Below are 18,243 nucleotides of genomic sequence, written 5' to 3'. Positions count from 1 at the left end.
TATGAAAACGTAACGGGCATGTTATTTATGTTATAATTTTTGACTAATTTATTGATTAGTCGGCTCTTCAGCTTTATGTATTTCTACCGATAATTCTTGTGAATCATCTTTTAAATCCATTCTGATTTCATCACCTGAATGTATTTTCGAAGTAATGATTTCTTCAGCTAATAAATCTTCGACATATTTCTGGATTGCTCTTTTTAAAGGTCTTGCTCCAAATTGCTTGTCGAAACCTTTTTCAGCAATAAATGCTTTCGCTTTATCAGTTAGGCTTAACTTATAACCTAGCTCAGCAATACGAGAATATAATTTTTTCAATTCGATTTCAATAATCAAATCAATATCAGCTTTTTCAAGAGCATTAAATACAATTACGTCATCAATTCTGTTTAAGAATTCAGGAGCAAAAGTTTTCTTCAAAGCGTTCTCGATGATGCTTTTTGAGTTTTCATCTGCCTGAGCAGTTCTTGCTGCAGTTCCGAATCCAACCCCTTGTCCGAAGTCTTTTAACTGACGAGCACCAACGTTAGATGTCATAATAATGATTGTATTTTTAAAGTCAATTTTACGACCTAAACTATCAGTCAAATATCCATCATCTAAAACCTGAAGCATCATATTGAATACGTCTGGGTGTGCTTTTTCGATCTCATCTAAAAGAACTACACAATATGGTTTTCTACGAACTTTCTCAGTCAATTGACCTCCTTCTTCGTATCCAACGTATCCTGGAGGCGCACCCACTAAACGAGAGATTGCAAATTTCTCCATGTATTCGCTCATGTCAATACGAACTAAAGCATCTTCAGAATCAAATAATTCTTTAGCTAAAACTTTGGCTAACTGTGTTTTACCAACACCAGTTTGACCTAAGAAAATAAATGAACCAATTGGCTTATTCGGGTCTTTAAGTCCGGCTCTGTTACGCTGGATAGAGCGTGCAATTTTTAGAACTGCATCGTTTTGACCAATTACTTTATTTTGAATTAATTCTGGTAATTGAGCCAGTTTGTTGCTTTCTGTTTGTGCAATTCTGTTTACAGGAATTCCGGTCATCATCGAAACAACATCGGCTACATTGTCTTCTGTAACTTCAATACGGTTGTTTTTAGAATCTTCTTCCCATTGTTCTTGTGCTAGTGCAAGATCTTTTTCGATGCGTTTTTCGTCATCGCGAAGTTTGGCAGCTTCTTCATATTTTTGTTTTTTAACTACCATGTTCTTCATTTCGCGTACTTCTTCTAATTGACGCTCTAAATCCAAAATTTGTTTTGGAACATCAATATTAGTAATGTGAACACGAGATCCAGCTTCGTCAAGAGCATCAATCGCTTTGTCTGGTAAGAAACGCTCAGACATATAACGATCTGTAAGTTTAACGCAGGCTTCAATAGCTTCTGGTGTATAGGTTACATTATGATGATCTTCGTATTTATCTTTTACGTTATTTAAGATGGCAATTGTTTCTTCAACAGAAGTTGGTTCTACAATTACTTTTTGGAAACGTCTTTCAAGAGCACCGTCTTTTTCAATATATTGTCTGTACTCATCAAGAGTAGTAGCACCAATACATTGGATTTCACCTCTTGCTAATGCAGGTTTGAACATGTTTGAGGCATCAAGTGAACCTGTTGCTCCTCCAGCTCCAACAATAGTATGAATCTCATCGATGAAAAGAATAATATCGTCGTTTTTCTCAAGCTCGTTCATTACGGCTTTCATTCTTTCTTCAAATTGTCCTCTGTATTTAGTTCCGGCAACTAAGCTTGCTAAATCAAGAGTTACAACTCTTTTGTTGAAAAGAATACGCGATACTTTCTTTTGAATGATACGAAGCGCCAGTCCTTCTGCAATAGCAGATTTACCAACACCAGGCTCTCCAATAAGAAGCGGGTTGTTCTTTTTTCTTCTGCTTAAGATTTGAGAAACACGTTCTATTTCTTTCTCGCGTCCCACTACAGGATCCAGTTTTCCTTCTTCTGCCATTTCTGTTAAATCTCTCCCAAAATTATCTAAAACCGGAGTCTTAGATTTTTTGTTTGACTTATTGGCGGGATTATTAAAACTGCTTTCTTTTAAACTGTCATCTTGTCCTGAATCGTCATTGTAAGACTCGTTTCTAGGTAAGTTTTCTAAGAATTCTTCTTCGTTTGGCGTCATATTTAAATATTGTTCTTTAGCTATGTCATAATCTATTTTAAGTTTATTCAACAGCTTGGTTGTGGGATCGTTTTCGTTTCGTAAGATACACAGTAGTAGATGGGCCGTACTTATCGACGAACTTTGAAATACTTTAGCTTCTAGAAAAGTGGTCTTCAGGGCTCTTTCGGCCTGTCGGGTAAGATGAAGGTTTTTCTTTTCAGTGTTTATTTCAACGCTGTGATTTGCTGGACTCAGTACTTCTACTTTCCTGCGTAAATGGTCTAAATCAACTGCCAGGTTATTAAGTATATGAATAGCTTTTCCGTTACCATCTCTTAAAATTCCCAGCATAAGATGTTCGGTACCAATAAAGTCGTGCCCTAAACGAAGCGCTTCTTCTTTACTGTACGTAATTACATCTTTTACTCTTGGTGAAAAATTATCATCCATAATATATAATTGGTAATGTAAATTTAATTATTTACTGATTGAAAAACAAAAATCATACCTATTGAGATCTGCTGTCAGCTAATTGACAAAAAAAATAACAATAAAAGCGTTAAAAAACGCTTAATTTATTAACTAAATGTAAAAATAAAGTTGTTAATAAATCATTGAAATTAGTGTAAGGAAATAGCTGAAAAAATTTCAAAAAACCGTATCTTGGCACGCTTTGAAACTAATATAATTATTTAATATAACAACTTATGTCTGAAGGAGAAAAGTTAATTCCTATTAACATAGAGGATGAAATGAAGTCAGCTTACATCGATTATTCGATGTCAGTAATTGTATCGAGAGCACTTCCTGATGTTAGAGATGGCTTGAAACCAGTGCATCGAAGAGTTCTTTACGGAATGTATGATTTAGGTGTAACATCAAGATCTGCCCACAAAAAGTCTGCGAGAATTGTAGGGGAGGTTCTGGGTAAGTACCACCCGCATGGAGATACTTCTGTATATGACGCAATGGTACGTATGGCGCAGGAATGGAGTATGCGTTATTTATTAGTTGATGGTCAGGGTAACTTTGGATCTGTCGATGGTGACAGTCCGGCAGCGATGCGTTATACTGAGGCTAGAATGCAGAGACTTTCTGAAGAAATTTTGTCTGATATTGAAAAAGAAACAGTAGATTTTCAATTAAACTTTGACGATACAATATATGAACCAAAGGTAATGCCTACCAGAGTACCAACTTTATTGGTAAATGGTGCTACAGGTATTGCGGTAGGTATGGCAACAAATATGCCTCCTCATAACTTAACAGAAGTTATTAATGGTACGTTAGCGTATCTTGATAATAATGATATTGAAGTTGACGAATTAATGGGCCACATTAAAGCACCTGATTTCCCAACTGGAGGTATTATATATGGTTATGAAGGTGTTCGTGAAGCTTTTAAAACTGGTAGAGGACGTATTGTAATGCGTGCAAAAGTAGGTTTTGAAGAAGTGGAAGGAAGAGAATGTATTATTGTTACCGAAATTCCATACCAAGTTAACAAAGCCGAAATGATTAAACGTACGGCTGATTTAGTTAACGACAAAAAGATTGAAGGTATTGCCAATATTCGAGACGAATCAGATAGAAATGGTATGCGTATCGTGTACATCCTGAAACGTGATGCAACACCAAACGTTGTTTTAAATACACTTTATAAGTTTACACAATTACAGTCTTCTTTCAGTGTAAATAATATTGCATTAGTAAATGGACGTCCGCAATTATTGAATTTAAAAGATTTAATTCATTATTTCGTAGAGCACCGTCATGATGTTGTAGTAAGAAGAACACAATTCGAATTACGTAAAGCAGAAGAAAGAGCGCATATTTTAGAAGGTTTAATTATTGCTTCAGATAATATTGATGAAGTAATTGCTATTATTAGAGGTTCTAAAAATACTGAGGAAGCTCGTGAGAAATTAATCGAAAGATTTAAACTGTCAGATATTCAGGCTCGTGCGATTGTAGAAATGCGTCTTCGTCAGTTAACAGGACTGGAGCAAGATAAATTAAGAGCAGAGTATGAAGAATTAATGAAGTTAATCGAGCATTTAAAAGCATTATTAGCAGATGTTAATTTGAGAACTGACTTAATAAAAGAAGAACTTACAGAAATCCGTGAAAAATATGGTGATGCACGTCGCTCTCAAATCGAATATTCTGGAGGTGACGTAAGTATTGAAGATTTAATTGCAGATGAGAATGTGGTAATTACAATTTCTCATGCAGGTTATATTAAACGTACTAACTTATCTGAGTACAAAACTCAAAACAGAGGAGGAGTAGGACAGAAGAGTGCGGGAACAAGAGATCAGGATTTCTTAGAGCACATGTTCGTGGCAACCAACCACCAATACATGATGTTCTTTACTCAAAAAGGAAAATGTTTCTGGATGCGTGTTTATGAAATTCCGGAAGGAAGCAAAACCGCAAAAGGAAGAGCAATCCAAAACCTTGTCAATATTGAAAGTGATGATAAAGTAAAAGCTTTCATTTGTACACAAGATTTAAAAGACAAAGATTACATCAATACACATAACCTTGTAATGGTTACAAAACAAGGACAGGTGAAGAAAACCTCTTTAGAGAAATATTCTAAACCTCGTGCTAATGGAGTGGCAGCTATTACTATTAAAGAAGGTGATGAATTACTTGAAGCAAAATTAACAGATGGAGAAAGCCAAATTATCCTTGCAGTTAAATCTGGTAAATTGGTTCGTTTTGAAGAAACCAAAACACGTCCAATGGGAAGAACGGCTTCTGGAGTTCGCGGTATTACGTTAAAAGATGATACTGATGAAGTAATTGGTATGGTTACTGTAGCTAAAAATGATGTAAACGATTCTCAAATCTTAGTTGTAACGGAAAACGGATACGGAAAACGTACCAAATTAGTTGATGACGACGGTGAAGATGTGTACAGAATTACAAACCGTGGAGGTAAAGGGGTTAAAACTCTTAATATTACAGAGAAAACAGGAAAATTAATTTCTATTAATGCCGTTACAGATTCTGATGACTTAATGATTATTAATAAATCAGGATTGACAATTAGAATGGCAATTGAGGATTTACGTGTTATGGGACGTGCTACTCAAGGGGTAAGATTGATTAACTTGAAAGGAAAAGATTCTATCGCTGCTGTTACAAAAGTAATGAAAGACGAAGCGGAAGAAGTGGTAGTTGATGAAGACGGAAACGTAATCGAATCAGCAATCGAAAGAGTAAAACCTGACTTAGAAGTTCTTGAAGATGAAGGATCAGCGGACGATGATGACGATGAAGATTCTGAAGAAGAAGTAGAAGATGAGGATGACTCTGACGATGAAGAAGAATCTGAAGAATAAAACTTGAACTACAATTATTAAATTAAATATACAAATAGAACATTATGAAAAGTAGATATGTAATACTAGCATCAGCATTACTGATCTCTGCAGCTACATTTGCTCAAAAAGATCAAATTAAAAATGCAGAAAAAGCATTGAAAAGCGGAGATGCGCAAGGAGCACTTGCACAGCTTAAAGATGCTGAGAATTTAATAGTAAATGCTAAAGATGTTGAACAAGCTCAGTACTATTTTGTACAAGGTAATGCTTACTTAGACCTTGCAAACAAAAAAGTAGAAGAGAGTAAAAACTTATCTTCAGCTGCAGAGAGTTATAAAAAATTAATTGATGTTGAAAAAGCTTCTGGAAAACAGAAATATTCAACTCAGGCTGCTGCATCAATTACAAACATCAAAGGTTTGTTGATTAACTCTGCAATTGCTGATACTCAAGCTAACAAACATGCAGATGGAGCTAAAAAATTATACGAAGCGTATCAGTTAGATAAAAATGATACAATTAACTTGTATTATGCAGCTTCTACAGCTGTTAATGCTCAAGATTTTGATACTGCTCTTCCTATGTATGAAGAGTTGAAAAAATTAAACTATTCAGGAAAAGGAACTTTATACTTAGCTACAAACAAAGCTAATGGAAACGAAGATAACTTTGCTAATGCTAAAGAAAGAGATTTAGCTATTAAATTAGGAACTCACGAAAAACCTAAAACGGAAGCTATTCCTTCTAAAAGAGGTGAAATCTACAAAAACTTAGCCTTAATATTAGTTCAAAAAGGAAAAATTGAAGATGCAAAAAAAGCAATCGCTGACGCTAGAAAAACAAACCCAGACGATTCTTCATTAATTTTAACTGAAGCGAATCTTTACTTAGAAACAAAAGATTTCGAGCAATATAAAAAATTAGTGGGTGAAGCTTTGCAAAAAGATCCAAACAATGCTGATCTTGTGTTTAACTTAGGAGTATTAAGCGCTAATGCAAAAAACAATGCTGATGCTGAGAAATACTACTTAAAAGCAATCGAAATCAATCCAAACTATACTAATGCATATTTAAATCTTGCAGCGTTGAAGTTAGAAGCTGAAAAACCAATCATCGATGAGATGAATAAATTAGGAACTTCTGCAAAAGACATGAAACGTTACGATGTTTTAAAAGCGCAAAGAGAAGATGTTTTCAAAGGAGTGATTCCTTACCTTAAAAAAGCAAATGAGTTAGACCCTAAAAACGAAGATGTTGCTAAAACATTATTAGGTGTTTACAAAGCTTTAGAAATGACTGCTGAAGCAAAAGCTTTAAAAGCGACAATGAACTAATCTAAAGTTTGATATAAAATAAAAAACCATCAGCCACAAACTGATGGTTTTTTTTATGCATAAATCTTTCGTTTAAACCAAAGATGCAGATAAAGTAATAGTTGTGTTTAAAAGTTTTGAAATAGGACAGATTTCTTTTGCTTTTGCTGCTGTTTTTTCAAATTCCTCGGGTGATATTGAAGGTACTTTTCCTTTTAAGTCTAAATGAATTAGCGTAATTGTACCATCTTCAAAAGTTACGGTTGCTTCTGTAGTTAAATCATCTGCTGTAAATCCTGCTTCATTTAGTAAAAAGCTTAATTGCATTGTGAAACATCCAGAATGAGCTGCAGCAACCAATTCTTCAGGATTTGTTCCAACTCCGTCTGCAAATCTTGTTTTAAAAGATAATTGAGCGTTATCTAAAGTAGTACTTTGTGTGCTTATGGTTCCTTTTCCTTCCATTCCGGTTCCTTGCCAGTTGGCGTGTGCTTTTCTTGTAAATTTCATTTTCTTAGTGATTAAAAATTAATAGCTATATACTATATTGATTATCAATAAATAGTGGTTAATCAAATATAACGAATATTTTTTAGTATTAATTTACCAATTTGTTATTTGAAAGTAAATTCATAAAAAAAGATGTCATGAGACAATCATACATCTTTTAAAAATTACAGCAAAAATAAAATTCCAAATTCCAATTGAATATGTTTTCAATGGAATTTGGAATTTAAAATATTGGAAATTTTACCAGTTTATTCCTGGTTTAAATTTCTAAGTTGTTTTAGTTTGTCTTTCCAAACCTCAAGGCTTTCTTTGTGAATCGCAATATTTTTGCGAACTTCAGTAACTATTGAATTCTCTTTTTTAGAATTTTTGGTATTGGCAAAGAACTGAATGTTGTTTTCTAACTGGAAAATTTCATTTTGAACTTCTTCAATTTTACGCATAATAAAGATTTTCTCATTGTCTAATTTGCGCGTATCGTTGCTGTCAGATAAAGAATCGATACGGTTTGCAAAACGCATCATTTCAGATTCTTTTTTGCTTAAACTTAATTTTTCAAAAAGAGCATCTAAAATTTTATTGAATTTACCTTCGATATGACGTCTCGAAAAAGGAACTTTTCCATATCCTTTCCAGATTTCAATATGCTGTTTTATGGCGTCTAAATCTGTTTTGTGATCTCCAGTTAATTGATAAGCTCTTAAAGTTTCTAAATAGGCTTTTTTGTTGTCAAAAGCAGCCACCTCATCAGCGTTTTCTTCTGATTTGTGTTCTTTTAATTTATCAAAATAATGGTTGCAGGCATCCTTAAATTCTTTCCAGATTTTATCTGAATATTTTTTAGGTACATGACCAATTTGTTTCCACTCTTCCTGAATTTGTTTCATGATTGGAGTAGTAGAGCTGAAATCTGTACTTTCTTGTAGCTCTTTTGCTTTGGCAACAAGAGCCATTTTTTTGTTTAAATTATCGTTTTGATCTTTTTTAATGTCTTTGTAAAACGAATTTTTGAAAGCATTGAAATTTCTAACAGCAGTTTTAAATGCAGCCCAAGTTTCTTCGTTTACTTCAGCAGGAACTTTTCCAGTCGCAAAGAAATCATTTCGTAAAGCTTCTACTTTTTGAATCTGAACCAGCCACTGCGAATGTGAGTTTACTTTTTCAGTTCCTAAAACTTCAATTTTAGCAATGATATCTTTTTTAACTTCAAGATTTTGTTGTTCGTTTGCTCTTTGGCTTTCGAATAAAAGTTCTCTTTTATCGTGGATTTTTTTAGTCAGTTCACTGAATTTGTTCCAGATCGAATCACGGTATTCTTTAGACACTGGTCCAATTTCTTCTTTCCAGATTCGGTGTAAATCTTGCAATTCACGGAATGCTTTTGCAACATCAGCTTCGTTTACTAATTCTTCAACACGAGCAATAATTTTCTGCTTTTGCTCTAGATTGTGTTTAAAGTCTAAATCTCTTGCTTCACGATCTAAATGCAGGTAGTCGTAGAAATTCTCAACATGAAAATGGTAGTTGTTCCAAACGTGATTGTATTTGTCTTTTGGAATTGCTCCAGCATTTTTCCATCTTTCTCTTAAATCATTAAAATGCTTAAGAGTATCTTTTATATTTTCTTGAGGATTAATAAGTTCTTTTAATTCCTCAACTATAGCAAGTCTGTTTTCTAAATTTGTTTTTAGATTGGTTTGTAAATGCTTAAAGTGTGCATTTCTTTTTTCTCTGAATACATTATAGTACTCGTCAAATTTAGATTTTAAAGGTGAGTGGTATTCAAATTCTTCATTCGGATCTTCTTTTGAAGCATTGAATTCCTCTCTTTTTTCATCTAAAAGATGATTGTATTTTGATAAAAATGATTTTTTTATTTCTTCGATATGATCTTTTACAGACATTACTTTGTCTATAGTAATCAGCTTTTTCAATTCATCTACAAGTGCATCAAGCGATAGAGTGTCATAATCCTTCATAGGAATATCATGACGCTCTTTCAGTGTTTCGTCTTCACTTTCTTCAGCGTTTGAATTGGTTATGGCATCGAGTGCATCCTGATGATCTGCTTCTGCTGGTATTTCAGCTTCAATTTCATCATTTGAAACGGCATTTATTTCTGCTGTTTCAGTTTCTTCACTTTCGATGGCATCGTTTTGCGCAGCACTGCTGGTATCGATTCCTAATTTTCCGTCTGCTTCATGCAGGTTATCATTCTTTTCTTCTAACATTTTTAAATGTATAAGGTTTTACTTTAAACAGAGCGAAAGATAGTAAAGGTGTTTCTAACTACAAAATAAATCGTTTGTTTATACCGAATTTTACGATGAAATTCTTATTCTTTACTCTACTTTATAACTATGATATATTAATTTTTATTGTTTTTTTGAAAGAAATAAAAATTCTGATTTCATATAATTTTTAGATAAATTCATGTTTATAGGTATCAAAAAGGGGATAAAAATAAATTAAAACAATACCAGAATTCCTATTTCTAAACCAAAATTATAAGTTTTTTGTCCTCCAAAAGCATAACTCGGGTGAATATAAATCAAATCATCGGCAGATATTTTTCTTCCGTATTCTAAAAAAGCATTATTTTGAAATCCTTTTACTGTGTTATTATAACGGAAAGCTGCATCGGCTGAGATCCAGTTTCTTCCAAAGAAATATAAAACTACATTTTCATAAGCTGTTATATTAATATCGCTGCGATCGCTTTGACCTGCAAAACTAGCTTGATATTCTAAAGAAGAAATCCATAGAAATTTTTTGGTTTTGAGATATCGGGCATAAAAAACGGTGGGAATAAAAACCCATTTTCCGCTCCCGAAATTAGGATCTTGCGCTGAATTTGAAATCACTCTGGCTCTTATGGCAAGTCCGTTGTTGTTTTTAATGAATGGAATGTAACTTATACCTGCTCCAATGTCGCCAATACCAGTTTTGTTGACAGAGTTAGTGTTGGCAGATATTAAAGGGACATCGAATCGAAGATTCCATGCCTTATTTCCTATAGGATATAAAAGTCGTAATTGTGTAGTATTATACGAACCGTTGTCTGTATCAAGATATTCGTTAAAAAGAATTACGGTTTTAAGAAAATAATGGTAACGAGCTTCAGCAAACGGATTGTTAGTTTTGGTAGTATCCGAAACCTGAGCTTTGGTGTAAAATGAAATGAAATAAAATATGCAGAAGTAAGGTATAAATTTTTTCATAACTATCTACAAATGAGTAGACTAATTTACGAAAATTACTTTTGCATATTTTATTTTGCAATATTTTTTATTTGTTCCAGATTTTCCAAGCCTTTTCTGCTTGGAAAATAAGCATATCATATCCGTTTTTGATTACAGCACCTCTTTCGTTGGCATTTTTTAAGAATTGTGTTTCCGCTGGATTGTAAATTAAATCGTAAGCGATGTGTTTTTCAGTGAAAAACTCATATGGAAGGTCAGGGCAGGCTTCAATGTTTGGACTTGTACCTACTGGTGTACAATTGATGATAATTTGAAAATTGTCAAATGTAGTAGCATTTATCAAATCATAATCGATAATGTTTTCTTTGGCTTCTCTTGATACAAATGTGTATGGAATATCCAATTCGTCTAAAGCAAATGCAACTCCTTTTGAAGCGCCACCAGTCCCTAAAATAAGGGCTTTTTTGTGATGCGGTTCTAAAAGCGGTTTTAATGATTTTTTGAAACCGTAATAATCAGTGTTGTATCCTTTTAATTTTCCGCTTTTGGTAAATTTAATAGTATTTACAGCGCCAATTAAAGAGGCTTTTTTTGATAGTTTATCTAGATAAGGAATAATCTGTTCTTTATAAGGAATCGTAACATTTAAACCCTTTAAATCTGGATTGTTTTTAATTAATCCTGTAAAATGGTTGATTTCAGAAATATCAAAGTTTTCATAGGTGTTGCCTGCAAAGACTTCATTGTTGAATTTTTCTGTAAAATAACCTTTTGAAAATGAGTAACTAATATTACGGCCTAACAAGCCAAATCGTCTTTTTAGAGTATCTATCATTATTATTTTCTATGTTTTTCTATATAATTTCTAACCATTTTTTTGGTCCACACTACCGGAAACAAATCTTCAATTATAATGTAATTGTCGAAGTTTAATCTCAAACCATTGCTTAAGTGGAATTTGGCTTTTGTATTTTCCTGAATCATGAAATACAATCCAGCCAAACGATATTCAATTTCGTTTTCTTCTGGAAAATATTCTGAAGCCTGCAGTAAAGTTTGGATTGCGCTTTCGAATTCTCCTAGAAACTGAAGTATATCAACCCAAAATAACCATGTATCCAAAGCATAATCACCAAATTCTACTGCTTTTCTATAACCAAATTCAGCTTCTTCAAAAAAGTTCATTTGTTTATTGATGGTAGCGTAGCGTTTCCAGTACAAACGATTTTGATTGTCAATCGCTAATGCCTTATTGACAAAGAATAATGCTTTTTGGAAATTTTTCTGGCGCATATGAAAGTCAGTAATTGCAATCCATCCTTTGTCCAAAAGAGGATCTTCATGAACAGTTTGATTGTAATACTGAAGTGCTTTTACAGCATTTCCAAGTTTCTCATAGCATTTTCCAATTCGCAGTAATGCATACGATGTCGCGTCGTCTAATTCAATAGTACGGTTGTAGCTTTCGATGGCTTCGTTGTACTTTTTAAGACGTTCGTATGCCTTTGCTTTTTCCATAAAAGCACCCAAAAATTCGTCGTCGATTAGGGTTGCGTAGTCAAAAGCACGAATGGCGTTTTCGTATTCTTTAACTCCATAATGAAGTCTTCCAAGCTGATGCCAGGCGATTTCACTGTATGGATTTCTATTAATATATTCGTTAAGATAAACGATAGCTTCCTGATTTTGATCTAAAAATTCAAAACAGTAAACCACGTTGTACAATGCAGACTGATCTTCTAAATCTTCTTCAAGACATTTGATGAAGCTTTCTTTTGCCAGTTCGAGATTGTCCATAAAAAGATATTCCATTCCAATAAGATTGTACACATCGGCGTAATCATCTGTATATTGCAGAGCAATTTTAAGAAGTTCTACTGCTTTTTCGTGCTGGTCTCTTTTAGAGCAGATATTGGCTTTTTGAATATAGATTTCCTCGTTGTTCGGTTCGATTGCATACAACTCGTTTAACAGCTTCTCAGCAAGTTCGAGTTTGTCTTCGTAAACCAGCATTTCTACTTGTACTAATTTTAAGCCTGTAGATTTCGGATGCTGATCTAATGCAAGTTTTAAGGCCTTTTTTGCTAAATTAGCCTTACCTATGTCTAAATAATGAAGAATGATTTCCTCAAATTCTTCAGAATCAAAAAAGAGCACTTTGTTCGTTTTTAACATCGACTCAAATTTGGATAGGGATAGGTTATAATCTTCTTCTTCGTTGCTTAATTGCATACTTTAGTTTTATTTGAAATTAGCCTATTATAAATTTAGGCATCCATGTCATTGATGTTAGGCTGTAAATTTAATTGTTTTGAACAATTTAATTAACAATAATGGCACAAATTATGTGTTTTTTAAGTTGTAATCTTTTGATATATAAAATATTAACCAGATTACCGCTCTTTTTATGACAGCCAGAGGTAATGAGTTGAAGTTTTTGAAGCTCCTTTATTACAATTGCTGGTTTTTTAATATGTCATCCATGACACTTAAAATTATAGCACAGCCTTCTTTTATTTCTTCTTCAGAAATGGTTAATGGTGGTGTTATTCTGATGGCGCATCCTTCAAACAAGAGCCAGAATAATATTAAACCTTTATCCTGACAATTTAAAATAACTTGATTGGTAATATCTGCTGTTTCAGTCATTGCTGCCAGCATTAATCCTTTTCCTCTTACTTCTGTAATCAAAGGATGTACCAAAAGTGATCTGAAGAGTTTTTCCTTTTCTAGAGTTTCTTCCATCAGATTCGTTTCAGTTAATTCCTGCAAAGTAGCTAAGCAGGCTGACGCAATGACAGGGTGTCCTCCAAAAGTCGTGATATGTCCTAATTTCGGATTTTCGGTTAAAAGGTCCATTTTTTCAGCAGAGGCAGTAAAAGCGCCAACCGGCATTCCGCCTCCCATACCTTTTCCCATTACTACAATATCTGGAACAACATTGTAGTTTTGAAAACCAAATAGTTTTCCAGTTCTGCCAAAACCAGGTTGAATCTCATCAACAATCATTAGCGCACCAACCTCATCACAGCGTTTGCGGACTTTTTCAAGAAAATTATTTTCCGGCTGAATAAATCCTGCTCCTCCCTGAATAGTTTCTAAAAGAATTGCTGCCGTTCGAGTGGTTATTTTTTCTAAATCTGCTTCATTATTAAAAGTGATAAAATCAACATCTGGAAGCAGTGGTCGAAATGCTTGTTTGCGTTCTTCAAATCCCATAACGCTCATAGAACCCATTGTGTTACCGTGATAGGCGTTATAACATGAAATAAGCTGACTGCGTCCTGTAGTTCTTTTAGCAAGTTTTAAAGCGCCTTCAATAGCTTCTGTACCTGAATTTACCAAATAAGTTTTGTTTAATGATTCTGGAAGCAAAGAAGCCATTAATTTGCAGTACTGAACCGCTGGACTCTGCGAATATTCTCCGTAAACCATAACATGAGAATATTTGTCCAGTTGATCCTTTATAGCCTGATTTACTCTTGGATGCTGATGTCCTAAAGTACAAGCCGAAACTCCGGCTACAAAATCTAAATATTTTTTATTGTTGTTATCATAAATATATGAGCCAATGGCATGTGACACTTCCATTCCTAATGGGTAAGGAGAAGTTTGTGCCTGATATTTTATAAAATCTGGATTCATTTTTTTTAAGGTGCTAAGTTGCAAAGGTGCTGAGGTACTGAGGTTTCTAGCTTTGCGTTTTATTTTAAAGCTCAAAGTTGCAAATGTACTGAGGTACAAAGATTTTAACTTTATGCTTAAGTTAATTCTAAAAGTTTAAAATTGTAAAGTTTCAAAATCATAAAGATGCTAGCTGTTACTAAACTCGAAACATTTAGATAAATACTGTAAAACTGCGACTGAAAACTAAAAAACTATTTCTCTTTAGGCTTGGCTTCTGTTTTAGCTGCTGGTTTCTTTTTGTCGTAATTCAAAGTTTCCTTTCGAACTTTCAGCGGAACGTTTTTACCTTTTTCTTCCTCGTCTTTTCCTTCTTTAATCAGTTTATCATTCAGTTCATTATCTTCTTCAGAAAAAATGTCATCTTTAGATTTTATTCTTTCATCGCCTCGCCAGACAAAACCTCGAAGTTTTCGCGCATTTTCAGGCAAATCAGCTTCAGGATAAATATCTCCGTCTACACGATTGAAAAATGTGATGTTGTCTACCGCATTATTTTCAAGAATCATATTGATTTTACTGCTCACATTTTTATTAATACCAATTAGCTCATTGGCATCATTTCGCATAAAATAAATTACTTCAGTATTTTTGATGACATCCACATCATGGAGTTTTCCTTCCCGAAATTTTCCAAACAAATTGAGTCCCTTGACCTGATTGTATCCGGTGCCGAGAGTATCTTTTGAGATTATAAAAGTATTGTTGAGTACTTTTAAAGAATCCAATTTTCGGGTTTTATTATCACCAATTAGGTGCATAATATCACCTGTAATCTGGCTTTCGCCATTCCATAAAATTGGATGACCAATTAGTTTGGTTAAAGCTGTTTTTGAATTGGAATGAATCGAATCGCATTTTCCGCTCATGTCTGTTTTATAGAAACGAACATTATTAAAAGCTCTTAAAATACGTTCGCCTTCTTTTCCAGTAACCATTAATTTTTTTCCGTGAATGTAAACCGAATCATTTTCGACTAAATTAATCGCAACGGCTCTTTTGGTTACAAACATTGAATCTTTTAGTTTGTAAATTTCGGCATAATGTCCTTTTACGAGTCCGCGGTTTATCGAATCGGTAATTTTTACATTTCGTGTTGCCGATGCAAATTCGATGTTTCGGTTGTAGTATAAACTATCACCTTCAATAAGTCGGTCGTCGTATTTTATGTATGATCGCCTCAGGAAATGCGCAAGATTCTTTTTGGTATCATAAAACCCTTTTTCAGTATAAATGTAATTGGCTTTACTCGTAATCGTTGAAGGACCAAACAAATACGTATGTCCCGAATTGCTGTAATAATCCAAATGATTTGATTTTATAACATATTTCGGATTCGTTATGATAACTTCGGTCAGGAACTGAAATTTCTTTTCGGCTACATAATATCTTCCTGATTTACTTACCAATGTGTTGTCTTTATTGACGATTGTACCCTTGGTATTGTAAAAAACCTGCTGTATGTTTCGGTCAAAATTGATTGTGTCGGTCTGCAAAGTAGCATCAGGAGAAGTCATAACAGCATCGCCGGTTGCAAATGCTTTCTTGATATTACCACTGTATTCGGCATATTTACTATTCAAAAACAAAGTATCACCTTGTACCAATTGTACGTTTCCAAAAGCTTTCAAATAATTTTCTTTCTGAAAATAATACGCTTTATTACAAGTAAGAACCACTCCGTCGTGATTTACTTTTACATTTCCGGTAAGCAAAATTCCATCGGGAACTAAAACCTGATCAACATCTAAAAAATCAGAATGTTCGATATTTATTTTCTTTGGAGCCTGCGCATTTTTAGGTGCTTTTGCACTTTTTGGCTTCTGGGCAGAAATGAATTGTGTGCCTAAAAACAGCATACAGAATATGAAAAAGAGTGATTTCTTCAAGTGATTAAATTTTTGTCAAATTTATGAAAAAGGTTACAACCTTATATTGTTATTAGCATTAATTTATAATTCAAAATTTATAAGGTAGTGCTGTGTGTTTTTGATAATGAATTTATCAACAAAACCTAGAACTCTCACGTTGTAGTGGCTTATTTTTCAATTATGATGAGCCAATAGGAGAAGAGTTTCTTTTGAGTTTTAAAAAATAAACTAAATTTAATAACTGATATGAATTATAAATTCATGTTTTAGATTTTAAAGTAAGTTTATAAAAATAAAATATGATTAAAGTTAGATTTATTACAGCAGGAATCGCACTGGCCATGCTTTTTTCTGGATGTAAAACAAAAGATTTAAAAATGAGTGAAGCAAAAGAAGATCATTCTAATGAGAAGAAAGTGGTCGTTTATCAAGTTTTTACCCGTTTATTCGGAAATAAAAATACAACTAATAAACCTTGGGGAACAATAGAAGAAAATGGAGTTGGAAAATTTAATGATTTTACAGATAAAGCGCTTCACGAAATTAAAGATTTAGGTGTTACTTACATTTGGTATACAGGCGTTCCCCATCATGCTTTGGTGCGTGATTATACTGCATACGGAATCTCAAACGACGATCCTGAAGTGGTTAAGGGACGTGCCGGATCGCCTTATGCCGTTAAAGATTATTACAATGTAAATCCTGATTTAGCTGAAAATCCAGCCAATAGACTACAGGAATTTGAAGCTTTGATTGCTCGTACCCACAAAGCAGGTTTAAAAGTGATTATTGATATTGTCCCGAATCATATTGCACGAAAATATGAAGGGAAAAATAATCCTGAAGGGGTAAAGGATTTTGGTGCCAATGATGATGTAACGGTTGAATACAAACGCGACAATAATTTCTACTATATTCCCAATACGCCTTTTGAAATCCCAGATGGAATTAATCCTTTAAATGGAGAAAAAAATCCTTTAATCGATGGAAAATTTGATGAAAATCCTGCAAAATGGACAGGAAACGGATCGCGTAAAGCAAAACCGGATCAGAACGATTGGTATGAAACGGTAAAAGTAAACTATGGTGTTCGTCCAGATGGTACTAAAGATTTTCCAGAACTTCCGGCTGGTTTTGACCAAAAATCAGACAAAGAACATTTTGCTTTCTGGCAGGATAAAGACGTTCCAGATTCTTGGAAAAAGTTTAAAGATATTGCTTTGTATTGGACAGCAAAGGGTGTAGATGGTTTCCGTTACGATATGGCCGAAATGGTGCCGTACGAATTTTGGAGTTATATGAATTCAGCCATCAAAACTAAAAATCAAGATGCTTTTTTATTAGCAGAAGTATATAATCCGAATGAATATCGAAATTATATTCGTTTAGGAAAAATGGATTATTTGTATGATAAAGTAGAAACATATGATAAATTAAAAGATATTATTCGCGGAAAAGCTTCTCCAGATGATTTGTCGAACATTCAAAAGGGCATGGAAGATATTGAACATCATATGCTTCACTTTTTGGATAATCATGATGAACAGCGTTTGGCTTCTCCAGAATTTGCTGGAACACCAGAGCGAGGAAAACCATTAATGGTAGTTTCTGCAACCATAAGCACATCACCAACGATGATTTATTTCGGACAGGAAGTTGGAGAGGCTGGAAATGAAAACGCAGGTTTCGGAACTCGTTCTCGAACTTCTATTTTCGATTATATCGGAGTTCCAAGTCACCAAAAGTGGATGAACGACGGAAAATTTGATGGAGGAAAATTATCTGAATCAGAGAAGAATTTACGAGACTTTTACAAACAATTATTAAATTTCTCTATTAAAAGCCCTGCTTTAATGGGTAATTTTCAGGAAATTCAATCTGTAAACCGACAAAATGCAGGTTATGATGGTTTGCTTTATTCATATGTTCGCTGGTCAGGAAAGCAAAAGTTGATTATAATTGTAAATTTCTCATCAGAGAAAACAAATGAATTTGAATTGAAAATTCCGTCTGATGTAATTTCAAAATGGAATTTAAAAGACGGGTCTTACGTACTTTTAGATAAATTGTATCAAGAAAGTAAAACATATTTCACCGTTAAAAACGGAGAAGGAACTGCTAGAATTAAAATTCAGCCTTCTGAATCATTTATTTATGAAGTAGAATAACTTCTTAAAAACAT

11 protein-coding genes are annotated in these 18,243 nt (G+C 33.7%); 3 read left to right on the top strand and 8 right to left on the bottom strand.

Annotated elements, in window-relative coordinates:
* Positions 1–48 precede the first annotated feature (48 nt).
* On the bottom strand, positions 49–2,595 hold the full coding sequence (locus tag P2W75_RS11350) for an ATP-dependent Clp protease ATP-binding subunit (protein ID WP_207296867.1): 2,547 nt from the start codon (positions 2,593–2,595) through the stop codon (positions 49–51).
* 257 nt (positions 2,596–2,852) lie between these two features.
* Between P2W75_RS11350 and gyrA the strand changes: the two genes are divergently transcribed.
* Positions 2,853–5,498 (top strand): DNA gyrase subunit A, encoded by a 2,646-nt coding sequence (gene gyrA / locus P2W75_RS11345; protein WP_276380564.1) that lies wholly within the window; start codon positions 2,853–2,855, stop codon positions 5,496–5,498.
* A gap of 44 nt (positions 5,499–5,542) precedes the next feature.
* Positions 5,543–6,814, top strand: a complete 1,272-nt coding sequence (locus P2W75_RS11340; protein WP_276380563.1) for a tetratricopeptide repeat protein — start codon at positions 5,543–5,545, stop codon at positions 6,812–6,814.
* Positions 6,815–6,886: 72 nt separating this feature from the next.
* Here the strand turns inward: P2W75_RS11340 and P2W75_RS11335 are convergent, their stop codons facing one another.
* The 7 genes from P2W75_RS11335 to P2W75_RS11305 all read right to left on the bottom strand — a co-directional run bounded on the left by P2W75_RS11335 (position 6,887) and on the right by P2W75_RS11305 (position 16,079).
* Complete coding sequence (locus P2W75_RS11335) at positions 6,887–7,303, bottom strand: OsmC family protein (protein ID WP_207296864.1); 417 nt, start codon at positions 7,301–7,303, stop codon at positions 6,887–6,889.
* A 248-nt stretch (positions 7,304–7,551) separates the two neighbouring features.
* Positions 7,552–9,534 carry a DUF349 domain-containing protein gene (locus P2W75_RS11330; RefSeq protein WP_276380562.1) on the bottom strand — a complete coding sequence of 661 codons (1,983 nt, stop codon included), beginning with the start codon at positions 9,532–9,534 and terminating at the stop codon, positions 7,552–7,554.
* A 237-nt stretch (positions 9,535–9,771) separates the two neighbouring features.
* A complete protein-coding gene (locus P2W75_RS11325) occupies positions 9,772–10,524 on the bottom strand; it encodes a lipid A phosphoethanolamine transferase (RefSeq protein WP_276380561.1) in 753 nt (250 codons plus the stop codon).
* Positions 10,525–10,591: 67 nt separating this feature from the next.
* Entirely contained in the window at positions 10,592–11,341 is a 750-nt protein-coding gene (locus P2W75_RS11320) for a shikimate dehydrogenase (RefSeq protein ID WP_276380560.1), read from the bottom strand.
* Positions 11,342–11,343: 2 nt separating this feature from the next.
* Positions 11,344–12,738: a tetratricopeptide repeat protein gene (locus tag P2W75_RS11315; RefSeq protein ID WP_276380559.1), complete on the bottom strand. Its 1,395-nt coding sequence runs from the start codon at positions 12,736–12,738 to the stop codon at positions 11,344–11,346.
* A 219-nt stretch (positions 12,739–12,957) separates the two neighbouring features.
* The gene (locus P2W75_RS11310) at positions 12,958–14,151 is read right to left on the bottom strand and encodes an aspartate aminotransferase family protein (RefSeq protein ID WP_276380558.1); all 1,194 of its coding nucleotides are present in this window, start codon (positions 14,149–14,151) and stop codon (positions 12,958–12,960) included.
* 233 nt (positions 14,152–14,384) lie between these two features.
* Positions 14,385–16,079 (bottom strand): OstA-like protein, encoded by a 1,695-nt coding sequence (locus P2W75_RS11305; RefSeq protein ID WP_373921627.1) that lies wholly within the window; start codon positions 16,077–16,079, stop codon positions 14,385–14,387.
* A gap of 281 nt (positions 16,080–16,360) precedes the next feature.
* Here P2W75_RS11305 and P2W75_RS11300 point away from each other — a divergent pair, with 281 nt between their 5' ends.
* Positions 16,361–18,229 (top strand): alpha-amylase family protein, encoded by a 1,869-nt coding sequence (locus P2W75_RS11300; RefSeq protein WP_276380557.1) that lies wholly within the window; start codon positions 16,361–16,363, stop codon positions 18,227–18,229.
* Positions 18,230–18,243 lie beyond the last annotated feature (14 nt).

The organism is Flavobacterium sp. H4147, from assembly GCF_029360735.1.
Classification (GTDB): Bacteria; Bacteroidota; Bacteroidia; order Flavobacteriales; family Flavobacteriaceae; genus Flavobacterium; species Flavobacterium endoglycinae.
This window is presented reverse-complemented; position numbering and strand designations above follow the sequence as displayed.